Origin of the sequence: Paenibacillus taichungensis (genome assembly GCF_003287275.1) — a bacterium.
In the GTDB taxonomy this organism is placed as follows: domain Bacteria; phylum Bacillota; class Bacilli; order Paenibacillales; family Paenibacillaceae; genus Paenibacillus; species Paenibacillus taichungensis_A.
In genome coordinates, this window is sequence record NZ_QEVW01000006.1 from 133,181 (window position 1) to 154,100 (window position 20,920).

General features: G+C 47.6%; 13 protein-coding genes. 3 read left to right on the top strand and 10 right to left on the bottom strand.

Annotation, left to right across the window (positions count from 1 at the left end):
* Positions 1–32 precede the first annotated feature (32 nt).
* The gene (locus tag DC345_RS09935) at positions 33–3,434 is read right to left on the bottom strand and encodes a GH36-type glycosyl hydrolase domain-containing protein (RefSeq protein WP_113052952.1); all 3,402 of its coding nucleotides are present in this window, start codon (positions 3,432–3,434) and stop codon (positions 33–35) included.
* 189 nt (positions 3,435–3,623) lie between these two features.
* Positions 3,624–4,640, bottom strand: a complete 1,017-nt coding sequence (locus DC345_RS09940; RefSeq protein ID WP_113052953.1) for a LacI family DNA-binding transcriptional regulator — start codon at positions 4,638–4,640, stop codon at positions 3,624–3,626.
* Positions 4,641–5,097: 457 nt separating this feature from the next.
* Here DC345_RS09940 and DC345_RS09945 point away from each other — a divergent pair, with 457 nt between their 5' ends.
* The 3 genes from DC345_RS09945 (at position 5,098) to DC345_RS09955 (ending at position 9,640) form a co-directional block, all read left to right on the top strand.
* A complete protein-coding gene (locus DC345_RS09945) occupies positions 5,098–6,747 on the top strand; it encodes an ABC transporter substrate-binding protein (RefSeq protein ID WP_113052954.1) in 1,650 nt (549 codons plus the stop codon).
* A 95-nt stretch (positions 6,748–6,842) separates the two neighbouring features.
* The gene (locus tag DC345_RS09950) at positions 6,843–7,850 is read left to right on the top strand and encodes an ABC transporter substrate-binding protein (protein ID WP_113052955.1); all 1,008 of its coding nucleotides are present in this window, start codon (positions 6,843–6,845) and stop codon (positions 7,848–7,850) included.
* 77 nt (positions 7,851–7,927) lie between these two features.
* Positions 7,928–9,640, top strand: coding sequence for an ABC transporter ATP-binding protein (locus DC345_RS09955; RefSeq protein WP_113052956.1), 1,713 nt, complete (start codon positions 7,928–7,930; stop codon positions 9,638–9,640).
* Positions 9,641–9,785: 145 nt separating this feature from the next.
* Here DC345_RS09955 and DC345_RS09960 read toward each other — a convergent pair whose 3' ends face one another.
* The 8 genes from DC345_RS09960 to DC345_RS09995 all read right to left on the bottom strand — a co-directional run bounded on the left by DC345_RS09960 (position 9,786) and on the right by DC345_RS09995 (position 20,845).
* Positions 9,786–11,075: an ABC transporter substrate-binding protein gene (locus DC345_RS09960; RefSeq protein WP_113052957.1), complete on the bottom strand. Its 1,290-nt coding sequence runs from the start codon at positions 11,073–11,075 to the stop codon at positions 9,786–9,788.
* Positions 11,063–12,835, bottom strand: a complete 1,773-nt coding sequence (locus DC345_RS09965; protein WP_258530607.1) for a sensor histidine kinase — start codon at positions 12,833–12,835, stop codon at positions 11,063–11,065. The genes DC345_RS09960 and DC345_RS09965 overlap by 13 nt, the downstream gene beginning before the upstream one ends.
* Positions 12,836–12,927: 92 nt before the next feature.
* The gene (locus DC345_RS09970) at positions 12,928–14,577 is read right to left on the bottom strand and encodes a type 2 periplasmic-binding domain-containing protein (protein ID WP_113052958.1); all 1,650 of its coding nucleotides are present in this window, start codon (positions 14,575–14,577) and stop codon (positions 12,928–12,930) included.
* Between the two features lie 27 nt (positions 14,578–14,604).
* Complete coding sequence (locus DC345_RS09975) at positions 14,605–15,474, bottom strand: carbohydrate ABC transporter permease (protein WP_113052959.1); 870 nt, start codon at positions 15,472–15,474, stop codon at positions 14,605–14,607.
* A gap of 15 nt (positions 15,475–15,489) precedes the next feature.
* Entirely contained in the window at positions 15,490–16,455 is a 966-nt protein-coding gene (locus DC345_RS09980; RefSeq protein WP_076287528.1) for an ABC transporter permease, read from the bottom strand.
* A 226-nt stretch (positions 16,456–16,681) separates the two neighbouring features.
* Positions 16,682–18,229 (bottom strand): response regulator, encoded by a 1,548-nt coding sequence (locus DC345_RS09985; RefSeq protein ID WP_113052960.1) that lies wholly within the window; start codon positions 18,227–18,229, stop codon positions 16,682–16,684.
* A gap of 268 nt (positions 18,230–18,497) precedes the next feature.
* On the bottom strand, positions 18,498–19,412 hold the full coding sequence (locus DC345_RS09990; protein WP_113052961.1) for a class I SAM-dependent methyltransferase: 915 nt from the start codon (positions 19,410–19,412) through the stop codon (positions 18,498–18,500).
* A 209-nt stretch (positions 19,413–19,621) separates the two neighbouring features.
* Positions 19,622–20,845 carry an MFS transporter gene (locus tag DC345_RS09995; protein WP_113053338.1) on the bottom strand — a complete coding sequence of 408 codons (1,224 nt, stop codon included), beginning with the start codon at positions 20,843–20,845 and terminating at the stop codon, positions 19,622–19,624.
* Positions 20,846–20,920: the final 75 nt, after the last annotated feature.

Sequence of the window (20,920 nt, forward strand, 5' to 3'; positions counted from 1 at the left end):
CACTCTAGTGAAACATCGATCTTGTATTGAACTTACATATAAATTTCAACAATCGTGCGCTCCGAAGCATTACGCGCTTGTTTGAACTCATCCAGCGAGATACGAGCCCCACCTTGACGGTAGCGGTTTGCTGTTTGCTCGGTGCGGATGTCCTTGCCATTTACCGTTACACGGTTAACCGAACCTTCGTTCAGATGGTAGATAAAGGTTACCGGCTCTCCTGCATATTCGAACTCGAATTGCATTCCATTCAGTTCAGCCGGCAATACAGGGTCAATAACCAGATCTCCGCCTTCCTGACGAATGCCAAGTGCGTTCGAGATCAGTTGGTTCATGTAGATTCCAGGGCCGCTGGAGTAGATTCTCCATCCACCTTTCACCTGTACTGTTCCTTTGCGTAGTTGGTCAAAATGCTCCTGCGCCTCGTAGCGCGTATTGAACTTGCCGTCGGAACTACTGAAATACGCGTTCGCCTGACGAATCTCCGCATTAGGGACAACTTCGCCGATGCCAACCGGGTTAATCATGGCAAGACCATTCCACACCTGATCCGTCTTACCAAGCTTCGCCATCGCTTCAACGTAACGGATATGAGCGTGTACATACTGCAAACCGATCTCGCGACCGAAGTTGGACGCTTGCTCTGCACGTTTGAAGTGAGTGCTCACACCGCCTGCATATTGAGCTGGACGATTCATCAGACGTACCCCATCCGGGCACAGGAACTGTTCACGAATCAACGCATAATGCGATTCTGCCTGTTCTGCATTCAGCAATTCACCGATCATGCTGCGCGTCATCGGCAGAAGGCGATATTGAATGCCTGTCTCCGTATCTGTTGGGTGAAGCATCAGCTTCGCCTGATCCGCTTCTTCCATGTATACGAAACCTGGGATCACATCTGTACCCAGCATGTAACGATTAAAGTCTTCACGGATGCCTTGAGCCAGAACATCCAGTTCTTGCGCAAATCCAGCATCTTTATGTTGCAGCGCCTGTGCGAGAACATTTACGGACTGATAAGTCAAAGCAACGGTCCAGCTGCTCACCATATATTGTTTGAGCTGTGCATTGGCTGGCTGGAGTGTATCATCCCAGTCCCCATCACCGTAGGAAGACAGGAATGTATCGTGCAGGAAGTGTGAACGAATATATTCGATCTCTTTTTTCGCGTGATCCAATACAGTCGCTGTTTCTTCCGTGAACCCGAAGCTGTGCTTAACGGTATAAGGCACTTTCTCATCCAGAATCGCATAGTCACGAGTCGCTGTCAGGTAATCCGCCAGCACTTTCAGCGGCCATACGATGATGTCGCCATGACTCTCTTCCTGTTGAATCGCAAAGTATTTATCAAACATGAACCATTGCGGCCAGTTGCCATCATCCTCATATTGGTGGGTATATACCATTTTGATGATATCGCGAACCTGCTCATATTTTTGCGTTGCCATGAAGTATTCAACCGGACCTTGGCATACATCCCGAGTCCCCCATGCTGCGCCGCCGTACTGCTCCAATCCGTGAGGCACGGAGTAGTGAACCAACATGTTGTGTGTGTACCACCAAGCCAGTGCGTTCACTTTGAACAGATCTTCTGCACTTTGGCCTTCACCACGAGACAAACGGAAACCGTTCATTACACCTGCGAAGAATTCGCGGTACGCCTGAACTTCCTCTTCAAAAGTAAGACTGGAGCCTGCTACGACAGAACCTTCTGCTTTGTTAGCTTGACCTTCCAATAGGCCTTGTACCTTCAGTGTCCACTCTGCACTCTCTTCCAGACTAAGTGCAACCAGCGATGCAGATCCACTGCGGATGCCACTCGCCAGCAACGTTTCGTCCCCAACATTTACGGTCGCGCCATTCACCGACATGCGGTATTGCAGATCAGGATACGTGCCAGCACTAATCGCTTGCGGATCAGCCTTGAAGATCAGCGTGTTGCCATCTTGCGTCATATGCAGCGGATACTCGTATTCATTGACATTCATCGTAATTTGGTTGGTTACCAGATAGCGATATGCTTTGCCGCTTGTCGAGCGAACGTTCATGCTCACTTCAGTAGTGTGTGCACCTGTGTAGTTGGTCACGATAATGGTATCCGCTTCGGTTTTGTAGATCCAACGTACATAGTTGAAGCCAATCTCGAACAGGGAAGGCATCGTCAGCAGACGATATTGTCCATCCATTTCCACATAAATGCGTTGTCCAGCCGTCTTCGGCACGTTCAGTGCGTTGCGGGCATTACTGATCATTTTATTAAAATTGGTGTTACCAATAACGAGTTGTGAGTTGAAAATACCGTACATATACGATGTCGTCGTAATAACCTGCGCACCAAGCTGTACATTGCCACCACTCATCAGAATATGGCCGTGCGGACGCTCTACAAGCAATTCTTTCGCTTTCAGGACGATATGTTCATAGCTTCCCGTGAAGAAGGATAACAGTGAATCACCGCTACGCTCTTCCTGATGACGGTCAGGGAACAGATCATTAATCTCATCTTGTGTCAAATCAAGCGCAGCAAGCGGTTCACCCAAGAAGGATGACAGTTTCACCTGTTCCAACGTCTCGCCTTGCTGAGCAGTCAATGCTTGTACTTCGTTCCATGCTGCAGTCACTTCATCCCCGAATTCCAGTGCGGAGATTCCGGCAGGATGATCTGCTTTGGCCAGTCCGTAGAAGACTACTTGGGCTTCCCCGTCCAAGCTTACGCGCTCCGATTGCAAAGCTGTGTAGGCAAATTCATACTGGTACGTCTCATTTGCCAGTGTATTATGGCTCAGGCTCTCAGGCTGGTTCGTTTCCTTGTAGGACAGACCGAAGAATTGGAATCCGTCTGTAGAGTAACCAACTGCCTTAGTCAGAGAACCTTGTTGCATGTAAGGGAAAGCACCGCCCTGAGGCTGGTTTTGACGGGAACATACCACATATCCCTTCAATTCATCTTCGAATACCGTATGGTCAATATACTGCGACAGATACGCTTCATTGCTGCGTACTGCACCTGGATCAGCAAGACCTACATCTTGTCCATATACTACGTCAACGTTATGTTGTTGTCCTGTGAGCTTCACATCCCAGAACCAGACACCTTGCGTTGTGGCTGTAAACACAACCTGATAGCCAATGCCTTGTTCTTTGCCTTCAAGCTGTACGGTACCTTCCCAGATCAGTTGATTGCCGGAATTCGCTTTGCTTGTGATCACTTTGCTGTTCGAACGCACACCCAGCAGTGGGAACGAGCTGATTTTATCTCCCTCGTGTACACGCAGATACAGGTTATTCAAAGATCCATCGATCTGGTTGCTTAGTAATTGATTCAACATGGTCGTACCGGACTTGGCCTGGTACAGGTCCCCACTGTTCAAAAAGGTAAAGGATAAATCCCCGGCAGTCAGCCGGATTGGTTCATTAATCATCGTTGTCATACTATTCACTCCTTCAATTAGTATAAAATCGAAACGTTTCGATAAATCTGAAAAAGAATAGGGGTCCTTTGCGAAATGACCTTTTCTGGCCATTTCGGACGGTGATCCCCTTCATTCAACTCTCAATTCATAATTTCTAGCCATCATGAGCAACCATCAAGCCAGATTCCCCACCCATTGATTCACTACCTAGGCCGGCTGAATTCCTGACTCGACCTGTACCGATCGTACAGACTCGCGCTCCACTAGATCAATGGTTAACGTATACGATGGATTCACCGCTTCGCCGTTCAGCATCTGGAAGAGCAAATGCCCTGCCAATGAACCTGCTTCATGCTTGGGCTGCCGCACCGTTGTAAGCGGAGGATGAACATATTCGGACAGTTGAATATCATCAAATCCGATGACCGAAATGTCATTTGGTACCGAAATGCCGCTCTCTTCAAATGCTTTCAGTCCACCAATCGCCATTTCGTCATTCCCGTAAAATACAGCTGATGGAAGCTCGCCCTGCATAACCATCATCTTGGTTGCACTATATCCGCCCTCACGTACAAAATTACCGCTTAGACGCCATTTGGACTTCTCTTCAAGGCCAGCCTCCTGCATTGCTCGCAGATATCCTTGATAACGCAGAGCATTATCATAAGAATTGGATGGCCCGCTGATATAGGCGATGGTCTTATGCCCCTTCTGAATGAGGTGCCGTGTAGCCAGGTAGCCACCTTGCTCCCCGTCCACCAGCACGTTGACCAGATGGCTACTCGACAGCTGCCGATCCATCACAATGATAGGGAAACGTTCACCTGCAGATTCCACCAAGATATCATCATGGATGTTATGAGCCAGGATAATAGCGCCATCCACTCTTTTTTCCCGCAAGAAACGAACCGCTGTGGAGTCGCGCCCTCCCATTGAGCTGCATGCAATCAGATCATATCCGTTAGCCAGCGCTACGTCCTGTACGCTGCGAATCAATTCGGAGTAATACGGACCCGACAGATCTGTAAGAATCAACGCAATCGTGTTCGTCCGGCTCCGCTTCAGGTCCATGGCAAAGCCGTTTTTGCGATAATTCAGTTCCCGTGCTGCCGCCAGCACTTTCGCCTTGGTCTTGGCACTTACCTTGCTGTCCCCATTCAGTGCATAGGAAGCGGTCGAGAGCGCCACGCCTGCCAGCTTTGCCACATCCTTAATCGTTGCCATTCCACGTTCGCTCCTTCTAACTTTCTTGTTACCTATCATTTTATACTGTAAATGGTTGCAACAACCACTCATTCCTATGCATTATCCATTATAAATGGCATCAATTCTCATTTATCGAAACGTTTCGAAGTGTTTTCAAAAAAATTTGTCTTCACGTCTTTTAAGCATCACTGCTGAATCATATACCCTTTATATTGTACATATAGCTTGGTCGATTGACAACATTCCAATATTGGACAAGAGGAAGAATTCATTATAAATCACAATGAACACGCCTGTAAACCATAGATTGAAACGTTTCGACATTTTCATTATAGTCGGTGTTGATAGCGATTTCAACCTCTTTATCCATTTTTCACAGAAATATGTGAAGTGAATGATTCGAAGGGTCCACATTACACCTTTGTGGTATTATACTGCTTATTAGTCCAATCCTCTATAAGGAGTCCATTATGTTATGAGCAATCTGGATCTAAGCTTTCATAAATCATCTGTGAACAACCCCGGCCGCTTGCAGCAAATCACAACCGTGCCTCCCGCAATGTTCAAACTGTGTCATCTGGTGCAGCTCCATGATCGGGAAGCCTTCTCCAGTATCGATGAACTGTGGAGCAGCAAGCACGTTCTTTATGTCATCACCTCTGGTCAGGCAAGACTGATCAGTTCGAATGGTCAATTGATGGTAAATACCGGATCTGCTGTCGTTCGCCAAGCCGGAACCCTGCTTCAGCATGAAAGCAAGCGTGGTTCCCTTTCCCCGGTTCAAGGTATTGCAATGGCCTTTGATTTTGCAGATAACGAGCAAAGGCTCTGGCCGTTCGGACATCCTGTTCCCGTTACGAGCCGTCTTATTGCAGAGCTGATTTCCGAATTGGTTCAGTCCAGCTCGAAACGTGTTGAGTCGGGACCATTCAAACCTCATATGCTGTTTTATCAGCTTCTAGATATGTTGCGAGATCATGCTGTGCGTTTGGCTCATGAAGATCATTCCTGGCTGGACATTGTCCTCGTGCGTATCCATGAAAGAGTTACTCATTCTTTTACACGTGAGCAATTAGCGAAAGAGGTTAATGTGAGTCCAGAGCATTTTTCAAGAGAATTCAAGAAGTACACCGGACTTACGTTTGTGGAGTATGTTACCCGGTTAAGAATTCGAATTGCCCAGGAACACCTGCTGTTTGCCAATCCCACATTGCATGAGCTTGCGCAGTTGACGGGATACAGAGATACCTTTTATTTAAGTCGAAAATTTAAACAAACGGTAGGTTGTGCACCGACTCTCTATCGGAAAACGCCAAAAAAAATCGTAAGCCTTACATACAACTACACCGCTTCCTTGCTGGCACTGGGCCATATTCCTCATCTGGGTGCCGTTGCAGGATGGATGAAAAATAGACTTATTGAAAATGGACAAGACCAATTTGATCAGTGTTATGAGCATGATCTTATTAATCATCCGGATTTGATTTCAGACTCCCGTCCGGACGTCATTCTTGGATATGCACCTCATTCCGGCATGGATGAATTACGGCAGATTGCACCAACTATTTTGATGCCTTTTGAAGAACTTGACTGGCAGGAGCAACTCATTCATTTGGGACGCATCACAGGCCTGGAAGTCAAAGCTCGTGCGCTGCTAGACCAATATGATGCGCTTCAGCAAGAGGCCAATCGTACACTTGATCAGATCATGGGTGAACGTGGTTCAGCGGTATGTATATTCATGATTGGTGAGAGCGGAGCGTACATCTATGGACACGGATGGGGCAGAGCTTCTCATATTTTGTATCAATCGCTTGGCTTCGCCCCTCCTGCAAGAATGGAAAAGGATGGTCAACTGCTCACAGGTTACATCCATGTTCCGCTAAATGAAATTCATTTGTACGCTGCAGATCATATTTTTATTGACTATGCCAGGGAGCCATCGGAGCAAGATGCTGTGGACAAACTGTTCGCTCAGGAGGCCTGGAACAACCTGAGTGCGGTCCGAGAAGGGCAACTGTACGAGATTGAAGCGAATATGTTTTATGGATTCGACCCCATCTCGATTATGGAACAGTTACAGCACATCATGCACCAACTGACATCACATCTGTCCATGCATTAGTCATCATAGATGTCCATGTACAAATGTTACGTCATCCTCTATGTTAGTAATGAGAATAATAATCATTATTGATTATATACAGGGGGAACAATCATATGTTTACTGCAAAAAAACGCTTTTCCGGCTTGCTGCTTATGCTCGCCATCATCATGATCCTGGCTGCCTGTAACAGTGGTTCGGGTTCCGGCACAACGGAGCCAACAGCGGCGGGTTCGGAATCAACAACAGATTCAACCGAAACAAATACCGACTCTTCCGGTGCTACGCGGATCTATAAGTCATTAAGTGGGGATGTGGAAATTCCGGCTGAACCGAAACGGATTGTTACGGATATGTACGTAAGTGATCTGCTTACGCTGGGTATAAAGCCTGTTGGCGCTGTTCAATATTATCTGGAAAATCCATTTTATGCAGATCAGGTGGAGGGTGTAGAAAATATTGGTGATCGGGGTTCCGTATCCCTTGAGAAGGTCGTTGCGTTGGACCCGGATCTGATCATTACCTACTCAGATAAAGCTGAAGAAATTGAGAGCTATCAAAAAATCGCACCTACCGTGGTCATTCCCTACGGCACGTTCACCAATGTAGAGGATGAGATTCGGGGCTTCGGAGAACTCATGAACAAATCCGAAGAAGCCGAAGCCTGGCTGAAAACGTACGATGAACGTATTGAAGCCGCTCGCGCCAAAGTAAAAACTGTCATTAAACCGGAGGAAACCTTCTCCATCCTCGAAGTATCAGACAAGAGCTATTATGGCTATGGAGACAACTTTGGTCGCGGTGGACAAGCCGTTTATCGCGCTTTGCAGCTTGCACCACTCGAAATCACGAAGAAGGAACTGATGGGCGATACCCAATGGAAAGAGATTTCACGTGAAGTCGTTGGTGACTATGCAGGAGACCATATCTTCCTGACCGTAGGGGAGAACAATAAAAATTACCAAGGCGACTCCATCTGGCAATCACTCCCGGCTGTGAAAAACAATCAGGTGTACGAATTACAGGAAGATCGCTACTGGTACTTCGATCCGATTGCAATTCAGAGTCAGGCCGAAGAATTCGCCGATATGATCGTAGAACGTGCACAGCAAAATCGCAAATAACATATGAGAGATGCAAGTGTCTGGTCAGGCTAGGGAGCTTGTCCGGGCATTTGCGTTATATGGAGGAGGACTTACATATGCTTCGCCGTTTCATGGCCTATTATCGTCCTTATCGGGGACTCTTTATATTGGACTTCTCCTGTGCCATTCTGGCTGCACTGCTGGAGCTTGCGTTTCCCTTGGCTGTAAACAAAGTTGTCGATCAGCTGCTTCCCGCAGGCAACTGGTCCATGATTTTATCTGCCTGTGCCGGATTGCTGGGTATCTACCTGCTTAGTTCCTTTTTCCATTATGCAGTCACCTACTGGGGACATAAGCTCGGTATTAACATCGAATCCGATATGCGGCGGGAACTGTTCCAGCGTGTGCAGAAGCAATCCTTTCGCTTTTTCGATAACAACAAGACGGGGCACCTCGTCTCTCGCATGACCAACGATCTGATGGATATTGGTGAGATTGCGCATCATGGACCCGAGGATCTGTTCATTGCCCTTATGACGTTGGCGGGAGCCTTCGGCATCATGCTGGGTATCAACTGGCAACTGGCTGTCATGACCTTCATCATCGTACCGCTGATGATCTTCCTGTCCCTCTATTTCAGCCGCAAAATGTCCAAAGCGTTCAAGCGTATGTTTGCAGATATTGCAGACTATAACGCACGCGTAGAGAACAATGTGAGCGGAATTCGTGTAGTGCAGGCCTTTGCCAATGAAAAGCATGAAGTGAAACGTTTTGTCGAAAATAATGAACGCTTTCGCCTTACCAAATTAATCACCTACCGGATTATGGCGTGGAATTCCTCGCTCAGCTTCATTCTGATGAAATTTGTCTCACTGTTTGTACTGGTGTGCGGTACGTGGTTTGTCATTCAGGGCAGCATGACCTACGGAGAATTTATCGCCTTTGTCATGTTATCCAATGTATTTCTTGGACCGATTCAGCAAATCAATTCGGTCATCGAAACTTATCCCAAAGGCATCGCCGGATTCAAAAGATATCTGGAGCTGCTGGAGGCCGAGCCCGATGTGGATGATACACCACAAGCCAAACCCATCCCCCATGTGAAAGGCGACATCGCCTTCCATGATGTTTCTTTTGCTTATGGGGAACACAAACCGACCTTGGATCAGGTCAATCTGGAGATTCAGGCAGGACAAACAGTTGCGCTGGTTGGACCTTCGGGTGCAGGCAAATCTACGCTGTGCAGTCTTATTCCACGCTTTTACGATGTGGATGCGGGGCATATCTCTATTGATGGGATTCCGGTAAAGGATATGACACTGGAGTCACTGCGATCCCATATTGGGATTGTGCAGCAGGATATTTTCCTGTTTGATGGGTCGATCCGTGAAAATATTGCCTACGGCAAACTGGATGCACCTGATGAAGAAATCTGGCAAGCCATCCGCCGGGCCCAACTGGAAGAGCTGGTACAATCTCAACCGGAAGGACTGGATACTCTAATTGGTGAGCGGGGCGTCAAATTGTCTGGCGGACAAAAGCAACGTCTCTCCATCGCTCGCATGATTCTAAAAAATCCGCCGATCCTCATTCTGGATGAAGCAACCTCCGCACTTGATACCGAAACGGAAGCCGCCATTCAGTTGGCTTTATCCGAGCTGGCACAAGGACGTACAACGCTGATCATCGCCCATCGGCTGGCAACGATCAGACACGCCGATCGTATTGTGGTTGTGGAGAACGGCGGCGTAGCCGAGCAAGGCAGCCATGATGAACTTCTGGCGCGTCAGGGCTCGTATAGCCGATTGCATCAAGCCCAGTTTGGTTAAAGGTAGGCTTAAAAGTGAAACCAAGTGGTTTGTAGACTTAAACACATGGTCACGACAACAACAGAACAACCTTCCCTCTGTCCTAGAGTGAAGGTTGTTCTGTCATATGAGTGGCAAGTGTAACTAACGTTTAGTTCAATTTAGATCACTTTCCATTCAGAATGGCATTCGCCCGCTCACGGAATTCCTTCGCCGCCTGCTCCGGCGTAATTTTGCCAAACAGCAAAAGATCATACAACTCACGCAGCACCGCAGTAACCTCGGGTGCACCTACAGGATCAGGCGGGTCCATCTGGCTGCTATTATCCGCAACCCAATCCACGTAGTCAAACACCTGTGCCAGCTCCGGTTCAACCACCAGCTTCATTCGCTCTTTGACACTGGATGAGACGGGCACACCTCGCTCCCCTTTGAGCAGCAGATTGGCTTCCAAATCATTCACGAAAAAGCTGATGAACTTGGCAGCCTCCTCCTTATGTCTGGAATTGCCCGCCATGGAGAAAAACATGCCTGGCTTCAAAAACAAACCATCCTGGCTGTTTGGCCCAGGCATCGGTACAATCGATAACGGCTTGTCATAACGCTGAGCGGTACTGATAAATTGGTTGGAATACCCCCAGCTGAACAAAGCCTCTCCCAGATAGAACGGGTCGTTATCAGGCTGGCCAATATCTGATGTCCAGATATCCGGTGCAAAAATAAGCTTCTTCTGCGCCAGCTGCTGCATCCGCCCAAAATAATCGATAAACAGCCCATCATCCTCATACCCCAGCCTTGTGCCATCCTCGGCGTACAGCTTGGAACCATACTGTCTCAAGTAATACGCAAAAAACTGTTCCGGCGTGAAATACGTTCCCAGATAGATGCCTTTCCCGAGCAATTGCTCGCCCATCCGGTCAAAATCCGTCCATGTCCACGTATCCGTTGGCAATTCAATATCATTAGCCTTCAACACTTCCGGATCATAGATGCTGAGCATAGCGTTGACACCCAAACTGAGACCATAGGTTTTTCCATTCAGGCTACCACTCTCCAGCTGTTCCTTCTCCATATCTGTTGTGTCAATTAGCCCGCTCTGCATGTACGGCGTCATGTCTTCCAACAGCTGCAGCGAACTATACTGGGACAGATAGGAGATGTCCATCTGGATAATGTCGGGCAACGCATTGCCTGCTGCATGTGGGGCAAGTTTTCTCCAGTATTCGTTGAAGCTGCTATATTCGTATTCAATGTTCACATGCGGATTCAACTTCTCATACAAGTTGATAACGGCAATGGTGGCATTGTTACGAAAATCCCCGCCCCACCAAGCGATTCGCAGCGTTATCGGCTCTTCTTCCACAATCATGCCTGGCCTTTGATCCAACTGATTCACACAACCAGGAAGAGTCAGCATAAGACAGATCATGCCTATGGTTCGCATCAATCTTCCCATAGCCTCTCCTCCTTACCTGGTGATGGGGGTGGCAGCAGCACTGTTACTCTCGTTCCAAGCCCCGGCTCGCTCTCCAACAGAACATCATATTCTTCACCAAAAGCCAGACGCACCCGCTCCCTGATATTCAACAAACCAATACCTGTTCCTCGGGTTTTCACTTCACCACGCAGCACTTGTTCCACATATTCGGGCTCCATGCCGGGACCATGATCCTCCACGATAAGAGCCAGCCTGTCACCTGACATTTCAGCATACACTCGAATCAGACATGATCCAATCTGTGGTTCCAGGCCATATTGAATGGCATTTTCCAGTAGTGGCTGCAAGGTCAACTTAGGAATGGCACAATTCAGATAAAGAGTGGGTACATCCATACGAAAATCCAGCCGCTGCCGGAAACGGTAAGTTTGAATGGTGATGTAATGGTTTACGATCTGCAGCTCTTCTGCAAGGGTAATCATATTTTGCTTGAAGCTAATGGAGGAACGCAGTAAATAGCCAAGTGACAGCACCATACTGGAGATTTGCTCCTGCCTGTTCTTTTTGGCGAGCCAATGGATCGAATCCAGTGCATTATACAAAAAGTGGGGATTGATCTGCGCCTGCAACGCCTTGAACTCCGTTTCTTTAATGACCAGCTGACTTGCATAATTTTCTTTGATCAATGTATTAATATGTGTAATCATCAGTCGATACGTACGCTGTAGCAATCCAAGCTCATCCATGTGCTGATGTGTGGGAATAGTCAGATTGGCGTCCATGTTCTCCAGATCTCCATACTGGACCTCCTTCATCTGACTGATCAGCTGCCTGATTGGTCTCGTCAGACTGCGTGCAAACACCATTCCGAGCGCGAGAACAACCAGAATTGCGATAAGATAGACGACAATCAGTATATTTTTCAACCATATAATGCGTTCAAAAATCGCATCGTAAGAGGCCATATTATAGTAAACCCAGCCGGTGTAGGCGGATTTCTTCTGGGAAAGGAATATCGCCCTCCCATCCAGATTCTTGATCTCATATCCCCCACTGCCTGGAAGTGGATTCAGTCCGGCGGTCACCGCTTCCGGAAGCTGGCGATAAGGATAGACCACTTCACTTCCTGCTTTTAAAATAATGTCACTGTCCTGACTGTCCATACCTGCGTATTCCTCCACGAGACGTTCGATGTTAATACGCAAAAAGAGAATGCCTACCGGCTCCAGGGTCATCGGTTCATAGGATCGCACCTGACGCACCATGACCAGCATCGGATCATCATCATCCGGGTATAGCCAGCGCACTGCACCATTGGCCTGCTCCGCAGCTTCAATCATCCGATCATATTTTTCCCGGGATACCGTCAACGTCTCGCCATATTTATTCACCCTTCCTGTGGAATCAATTAGATGTACGGACTGCACATATCGTGCAGCCCCACTAATATGCTCCCATAGCCGATCCGTGATCTTCTTCCGTTCCATAAAGCTGGAATATGCGCTATCTTCAATCAACAGTGACTTCAAGGCCCTTTGAATCTGAGTATCGGAGATCATGTTTAGTGATAACGCTTCCAACTTCTGAAGTTCAACGTCCACGGTAGAGGAGGACAGGTTCAGAAGACGAGATGACTTGTCGAACAGCTGTTTGTCATAAACCGAGTACGTATAATACAAGGAACCAAACGCCAGGATGATGATAAACGCCATCATGAACATAATCATCAGAAACATTTTCATTTTGATGCTCAGTTTGCGGTAGGCTGTCATGATCATGATCCAAGCGCTCCTTTGACCTACGTGATACTACTAGATATATCATATCCCGAAAGGTTTTCCCAAAGTTTTAGCGCTTCATTCCTCGCGTATTATTTGGACTGATATCGGTCATAGGCCGCCTGATGAACCTCAATCGCCCGGTCAATGCCCATACTCTTGATCGTTTCGGCCATGGTGTCAAATTCGGAGATCGGCTTCTGTCCGCTAATGATGGCAGTCATCGTCTCATTTAAATACGTATTCACCTGGCTCATAATGGACGTACTTGTGCTTACCTCATCTGTTGACAAACGAATTGGCGGAAGCGTCAAGGCAGAGCTTGCTTTCATCCATTCCGCATTCGCTGCACGCTGTCCGTCGTCAAAAAGTAATGCATCCAGATAACGGCTATCCTGATTGATTGGACCGTCCATAATGGATAAAGCATAGGAAGCCAGTGCCTGGTCATAAGTCAGACCGTTCGGATTATTAATGATGGTATCTGAGAATTTGACACCGTCCCCATCGCGAACATAGCTGTCATTTTCGATACCGAAGTTGAACAGATCACTACCCTCTTCGCTATAGTTGTAGTCCATCCACTGCACAATATATTTCAGTTTATCTTCGTCTGCGGAAGCCGTAATAGCCTCACCATAACTCAACACTTTGGTGTCCATATTAAATGTCGCATAGGAAGTCCCATCCGGAGACACAGGCCACGGCACGCCGGTCACATTAAAGCTTGGATCTGTATCTCTCATCAGATTGAAATATTTACCCATACCGCTGAACACACCGCCCTGATACGCTCCTGCGAGATTGCTGGTGATCTTATAGTCGAATGCCTTGCCATCATTGGTCATAATCTCAGGATCAATTAGCCCTTCCTTGTACCACTTGGCCATCGTCTCCAGAAAGTCACGGTAGCCCGGCTGGATGGGTCCAAACTCCACCTTGTCTCCATTCATCTGGAAGCCACCAATTACGCCAAAAGCTGCAGCAAAATCATGGAGCTTGGTCAGGTTGCCCGGTCCCCAGTTTCCGGTGAATGGCAGCTCATCTGGCTTGCCATTGCCGTTAGGGTCCTGTTCCTTGAATGCCTTGAGGACCGTATACCACTCATCGATGTTGGTAGGTACCTTAAGGTTCAATTTATCGAGCCAATCCTGGCGGATAATTAAACCGGAGGTGGCATTCAGCTTCAAAGCATCCAGCTTGAGCAGCGGGAACATATAGATCGTACCATCGTCGAGAGCGATCTGCTTCTTCACATCTGGATCGGATTCAATAATTCGCTTCAGGTTCGGGGCATAACTATCGATCAGTTCGTTTAGACGAATGATACGACCGTCCTTGATCATTTTTTCCGGTCCACCAACGGCATCTGCCCAGTTATAATAAATGACATCCGGCAGCTCCTTCGTAGAGATCAACAGATTAAACTGGTCACGCTGTTGTCCAAGCGGAGGATGTGTGAACTTCACCTTGATACCCGTCAACTTCTCCTTCTCTTTGTAAGCCCCCATATCTCCAAAATTGTTCAAGGAAGCCGTCAGTTTGGCATCATTGGCGCGCCAATAGTCAATGGTAAAGGGCTCACTTGTAATCGGTAGCGGTATCTCAGTCAACGCCTGAACCGCAGGTTCTGTTGCTTCTGCTGGCTCTGCGTTGCCTGGTTCATTATCCCCCGTACAACCCGCCAGTAAAGACATGGTAAGTAGCGATGACAACAGGATGGACCCCATTCTTTTTTTCACGTAATTCGCCTCCATAGGATACATTTTTTATTGTTTCACAGCACCGATTAGAGCGCCCTGAACAAAATAACGTTGGATGAACGGATATACCAGCATAATCGGCAGCGTGGAGATAATGATGGTGGCATATTTGATGTTCTCCCCAATGGCAAAGCCGGTATCGGCTCCAGCGCCCATGGCCTCTGTACTGCTGCTGATCAGAATATCGCGCATAATAATCTGGATCGGATATAGCTCCTGACTTCGCAGGTAGAGCATCGGTCCGACATAATCATTCCAATGGTCCACCGCATAATACAGCATCATGACCGCCAGGATTGGCTTTGACAACGGCAGTACAATTCGGAACAGAATCAGAAAGTCATTGGCGCCATCAAGCTTCGCCGATTCGATCAGACTGATCGGAATACCCTCAAAGTTGGTTTTCATAATGAGGAAATAAAACGTACTGATGGCACCGGGAATAATAAGCGCGAAACGGGTATCCACCATCCCCAGATTTTGGATTAGCAGAAAAGTCGGAATCATACCCCCGCCGAAGAACATCGTGAACGTAATTAATTTCATCAGCGTTTTTCTGCCCATCAGATCACTGCGTGATAAGCCATAGGCTGCCAGCGAAGTCATGAGCAGATTGATGGCCGTGCCGACCACAACATAGAACAAGGTGTTCATATATCCGGTATAGATGCGAGTATCCTGAAATACCGACTTGTACGCTCCCAACTGGAAGCCTTCAGGAATGAGCATCAATGACCGGGAACGCAGCATTTGATCCGGATCACTAATTGAAGAATTGAAGACGTACAGCATCGGGTAAAAGCATAAAATCATGATCACCAAGAGCAGCAATGTATTGAATACATCAAAAAGTCGTTCCCCTATAGACTGTTTCATCGCTTCACCTTCCAATTACCAGAGACTGGTTGAGTTAAGCTTTCTGCTGATCGCATTCGCGATAATGAGCAGAGCGAAATTAATGACACCGTTAAATAGTCCGATGGCGGTTGAATACGTATAGTTCCCTTCCAAAATACCGGATCGATAAACAAAGGTGGAGATGACATCTGATGTTTCATAGGTTGGTGCCGTTTGCATCAGCAATATTTTCTGAAAATCAGCGTTCATGACTGCTCCCATCCGCAAAATCAACATGATCACAATCGTTGGCATGATGCCCGGCAGTGTAATATGTAGCAGCTGTCTCCAACGGCCTGCGCCATCAATTTTGGAAGCCTCATACAGCTGTGGATCAATCCCGCTGAGCGCTGCCAAAAAGATAATCGATGCCCAGCCCGCCCCCTGCCAGATGTTGGACAGGATGTACATCGGACGGAACATATCCTTCTCCGCCAGAAACATGATGGGTTGCAGGTCGAAAAAGTCACGAATGACGTTAAATAGCCCACCATCCAATGCGGAGAACGTTTTCAACATTCCGACCACGACGACAACCGAGATGAAATGTGGCATGTAACTAATCGTCTGCACCGTGCTTCTGAACCACTTTTTCCGTACTTCGTTCAGTAACAGGGCCAGGATGATTGGAGCCGGGAAACCAAACACAATGCTGTAAAAACTCAAAATCAGCGTGTTCTTGATCAGTCGCCAGAAATAATAACTTTCAAAAAACATGGTGAAATTGTCAAAACCAACCCATTCGCCTGCCAAGATTCCTTTGACCGGGCTGTAGGATTCCTGAAATGCCATCAGCAGCCCGTACATAGGCCCATAGCTGAAAATCAGATAATAGGCTACAACCGGAACGAGCATCAGATACACGTATCTGTTGCGGACAAGCTCCTTTTTCACTGAACTCCATTTGCCGGCTGGCTTCAACCGCCCAGGTTCAATCCCCCGGCTTCGATTCAGCTCCATCCACTCAACCTCCACTCTCGATGTTCATTCATAACATGACACCTCTAATGATAGAAGCGAGCGCCTTTTCTTCCCATGCTCATTTCCGTTAAATGGATGTTCAAAACCGAGTTCCGTCCGACAAAAAAAGACCCTGCTGCCGATGAAGGCAAACAGGGCGAGGTATGTAGATGAGGTACAAGTGAAATATGCCAGTGAGATATGTCCATGCGACAGTAAAGCTGTTCTAGGGCACTTTCTTGTACTCGGAAGGGGAGAAACCCGTGTATTTTTTGAACATTTTGCTAAAATACGGCCAATTGGAGCCAAAACCCGTCTGTTCGGCAAGCCAGGATACGGTACAGTTTCCGTCCTGCTCCAGCAGCTCCAATGCTCTTTGGATGCGGTAACTTAACACATAATTGGTGAATTTCTCACCTGTTACTTTTTTGAACATTTTACCAATGTAGTCCGGGTTCATATATATTTCTCCGGCGATGGACTGGAGCGTCAGTGTTTCGTCCCTATAGCGCTTCTCTACGATCTGCTTCACACTGCCCACCATCTGTGATTGTCTGGAGCGGTGTTGTTCGTAGCGGCGCAGCGTAATTTCCTTGGCAACGGCAAGCAGAAACTGTTGAAAGGAATACAACGTGCTGGATTCAATCATACCTGGCAACTGGTCCATATACCTTTTCATCTCGGTAGAACCGCTGAGCCGAATCATTTCCATAAATATTTGAATAAGATAGGACTTCGTTTGAGATATATCGTATCGCAAGTCAGCGAGCAGCTGAAACACTCTGTTCAACTCTGTTCCGGCTTCCTGCCAGTGTCCAGCCTTGATCGCCGTAGCCATCCGCTCTGGATCATATTCGAATTCAGGAAGAGTCCGCTCGCCTGGCGAGTAGACATCCCGCTCCATAATAAGACTGCCTTCACCGAGGTAAAAGCGGTAATTGAGATAGACTAGCGTCTGCATGTACAATTGCCGTGCCTGTGGAAGATCTCCTGGTTCGCTAAGAGCAATGGTGAGATCATCATGATAGTATCGGGTAAATGTGGCGCGGATCTCATCAATATTATGGAACAACTGCGGTTCAGACAACTTGTCCTCCATCATCAGTAACACATGACCTCCAACCGTGGTACTTAAGATCGAATTATGAAAAATATCCTCGGCGATGTTCTTGACCGCGAACAAGTGCAAATACTCATGATCTCCCTCAATCTCTACCAACAGCAACCGCACACGCTGATCCTGAAATTGTACATCGAACAGCTCTCCAAAATACTTCCATTCCTTGACCCCGTAAGTTCTGTTAGTGACCAGCTCCTTAAGAAAATACTCCTTGGCATGCGGTAACACACGCTCCAGATTATATTGTATCGACTGTACAAAACGCTCCTGATCCGTCCACTCCCGCTTCTCACTAACCAGTTCACCAATGGCCTGTACGAGATGCTCCTCACTGCAGGGCTTGAGCAGATAATGCTTCACGCCATACTGCATCGCTGTCTTCGCATATTCGAATTCCGTGAACCCTGTGAGCAGGATAAACGAGACATCTGGATACTTCTCCGCCACAGCTTCAACCAGCTGTAACCCATCCATTCCCGGCATGCGAATGTCCGAAATGATAATATCTGGACGCTGCTGTTCTATAAAAGATAACGCTTCCAATCCATCCTGCGCAATGCCGACCAGCTCTGTCCCCAATTGGGACCAGTTCACGACACTGGAGATCCCATCTGAGATGATAAATTCATCATCGACCAGCAATATTTTGTACATCGTCCCCCTCCTCCTGCCTTTAACCATATCCATTCTATTATATGAGCATTATGCACAAATGGAGGGCAGAACGTTGAATGACATGGGATTGAACTATAACAAGTCGGATTTCTGAACATGTGTATCACATGCGAAGTTATTGGCTACCGAATCATGGTCTATGTTGTTCTTGGTTCAAACCAAACAACCCCACCCTGCCACAGGGTGAAGTTTGTTTGCTGCTATGCAATTGCGGGCTATCTAGGTGACCCTATGTGCCCAGATCGATTTATTTTTTTACCGCGTGAATAAAATGTATCGTTTCAAATGCCATCAGATGATCGGTTCGATCCTGGAAAAACTGTTCCTGAATCGCCTCCGGATTCAGATGCTCATAAATTAGCAACCCTGCTTCATCAAGCAAGGCTTCCATCTCCGCATAGGCGTACCCGGATTTCATCGGCTCACCGCCAGCCGCAGCCATCTGGACCATATGGTCCACGCGATTATATATGCCCTTCGTTTCAAAAAGATGCTCGTCAGCGTAGTCAAAAACAATTGAACTGCCGGACGGTAGGTTCGTAAACAACACTCGCAACAGCCGGGACAGGTCTTCTTTGGTCCAGTAAAAAGAGACGCCAAGTAGACTCAAAAAGGACTTCTCCCCACTTAACTCTTCGTCCAATAACGTTGGAAGAGAATCCTTATTGGTTAAATCCATGGCCACAAAGCGCAGATTCAATGGAACAGGCTGTTTTAAGGATGCCAGCCGACTGAGCTTGAATTGCTGTGTTGGCGGGGCGTCCACCTCAATAATCCTCAGGCAATTCTTTAATTCCATATACCGCAGCGCAAACGTATCGAGACCGGCTCCAAGAATCACATATTGTGTGCTTCCCAGTGCCAGTTCATGAAGCAGCACCCTTTCACAATATGCAGCACGGGCCAAGGGGGTTGGAGCAAGCTGGGTCTGTACAATCCACCTCAGTATTTTATCCGGGTCGTCCTTGATCAGATGAGCCATGTCAGGGTTGAAAAAATGGATACCTTGAATCATATTCTCACGGATATCCGCAAACTCTTGAGGCGTGATAAGCTCTTTGGCTATATAATCATCGAAAATAAGAGGTGTATCGTATTGGCAGTGATAGGCTCGGCCAAAAGCCGAAATCAAGGATGTGATGCTGGACTCACTTTGCTTCATATTTCATCCTCCCGTACAAACAAAAATAAGATTCCCCCTGGCCAGGAGAACCTTAGTATATACGGAATATTTTAATATGTAAATTATAGCATAAAAACATTTTTTTGTCAATCTAAAATTACAGAATGCTCCGACAGATTAAGTGGCTTTCTTTGCCCATCCACTCCAATCTGTCCTCTGCCTCCCTCACACCACTCAGCTCGCAAAGGCTAAGCGTCCAATCCGTACTCCTTCACTTCACGGTTGCGGTTCAGCACTGCATGCAGTACAAAACCAAGCACCGCAATAACCGCCGTGCCAGTTGCCAGCCACGCTACAGGGATCAATCCCTGTTTGTCGTACATGACCCCCATTGCATACGGTCCGATAACCCGTCCGACCGCACCAACCCCACCGGATATCCCGATGTAGAAGGGTGCCGATCTCCCTGCGTGCTCTGAGATGAATGCCGGGGTAGCAGGTGAGATCAGCATTTCCCCAAAGGTAGCCAGTACCATCGCAAGCACCATCCCCGGATAGCTATACATGGAGATCATGACGATGTAAGCCATGCCATAGAACACGGCACTTGCAGTCATCTGAGCAGTCGATGTACGGGCCATCGTGCGCTTAACCCAGCTGGTAAAAGGTTGTCCTACAAAGATCAGCACCCCATTCAGGGTCCAGAGCAGACCGTACATTCTTTTCTCCATACCTTCGGAAATAATATACGGAGACACACCCGTATTCCATATGGAATTACCGAACAGCAGGAACAGCACACCCAGGCTCATAAACAGATATAATCTGGTGTTGCCCAGCAGCGCCCAGACGCCCGGCCCATCGGGAACCGTTTTGCGCTTGGTCAGATGTACTTCGCCCTGATCCGGTTCTGCCCGCGACAGATAATACCAGAAGAAAATCGCAAAGCCGGCGGAGGTCACCCCGTTCAGTACAAAGCTGAGGTGATAGGAAAAGTCAGCCAGAAAACCACTGAGCGCTGTACCAATTGCCACACCGATATTGTTGGCGACATAGATCACATTGAACAATTCCCCGCGTCGCTCCGCAAACCGGAAGCCAATAAAGGCTTGAATCGCTGGTAACGACAATGAACTGAACAAGCCAATCCAGCCCATGGCACATATAAATACAACCCAATACGCGCTAATCCACGGCAGAGCAAACAGCCCGACCGCATTTAACGCCAGCGATCCGATGATCAGCTTCTTGACGCCCACCCGGTGGTACAATGCACCGCCGAGCAGTTGCCCGAAGATACCTCCCAACGACTGGATCAGAATAACAAACCCCGCGTTCGCCATCGTGCGTCCAAGCTCGTCAAATACATACATCGTGGTCAGCGGCCACATCAAGGCACTACCTGTCGCATTGACCAAACTTGCCAGCAAAAATATTTTCACTTCTTTTGGATACGTATCCAGCCATCTCATCATGTTGTTTATTCTCCTTAGTACCTTCAAAAAGCATATTGCCATAAAAAATAGACCCTTGCCCTGACGGCATAT

Bases quoted from the DNA above. Each gene is read 5' to 3' on its own strand.
- DC345_RS09945 (WP_113052954.1), top strand. From the start codon at position 5,098: ATGAGCAATCTGGATCTAAGCTTTCATAAATCATCTGTGAACAACCCC.
- DC345_RS09975 (WP_113052959.1), bottom strand. From the start codon at position 15,474: ATGAAACAGTCTATAGGGGAACGACTTTTTGATGTATTCAATACATTG.
- DC345_RS09955 (WP_113052956.1), top strand. From the start codon at position 7,928: ATGCTTCGCCGTTTCATGGCCTATTATCGTCCTTATCGGGGACTCTTT.
- DC345_RS09995 (WP_113053338.1), bottom strand. From the start codon at position 20,845: ATGAGATGGCTGGATACGTATCCAAAAGAAGTGAAAATATTTTTGCTG.
- DC345_RS09960 (WP_113052957.1), bottom strand. From the start codon at position 11,075: ATGGGAAGATTGATGCGAACCATAGGCATGATCTGTCTTATGCTGACT.
- DC345_RS09965 (WP_258530607.1), bottom strand. From the start codon at position 12,835: ATGATCATGACAGCCTACCGCAAACTGAGCATCAAAATGAAAATGTTT.
- DC345_RS09980 (WP_076287528.1), bottom strand. From the start codon at position 16,455: ATGGAGCTGAATCGAAGCCGGGGGATTGAACCTGGGCGGTTGAAGCCA.
- DC345_RS09950 (WP_113052955.1), top strand. From the start codon at position 6,843: ATGTTTACTGCAAAAAAACGCTTTTCCGGCTTGCTGCTTATGCTCGCC.
- DC345_RS09935 (WP_113052952.1), bottom strand. From the start codon at position 3,434: ATGACAACGATGATTAATGAACCAATCCGGCTGACTGCCGGGGATTTA.
- DC345_RS09985 (WP_113052960.1), bottom strand. From the start codon at position 18,229: ATGTACAAAATATTGCTGGTCGATGATGAATTTATCATCTCAGATGGG.
- DC345_RS09990 (WP_113052961.1), bottom strand. From the start codon at position 19,412: ATGAAGCAAAGTGAGTCCAGCATCACATCCTTGATTTCGGCTTTTGGC.
- DC345_RS09940 (WP_113052953.1), bottom strand. From the start codon at position 4,640: ATGGCAACGATTAAGGATGTGGCAAAGCTGGCAGGCGTGGCGCTCTCG.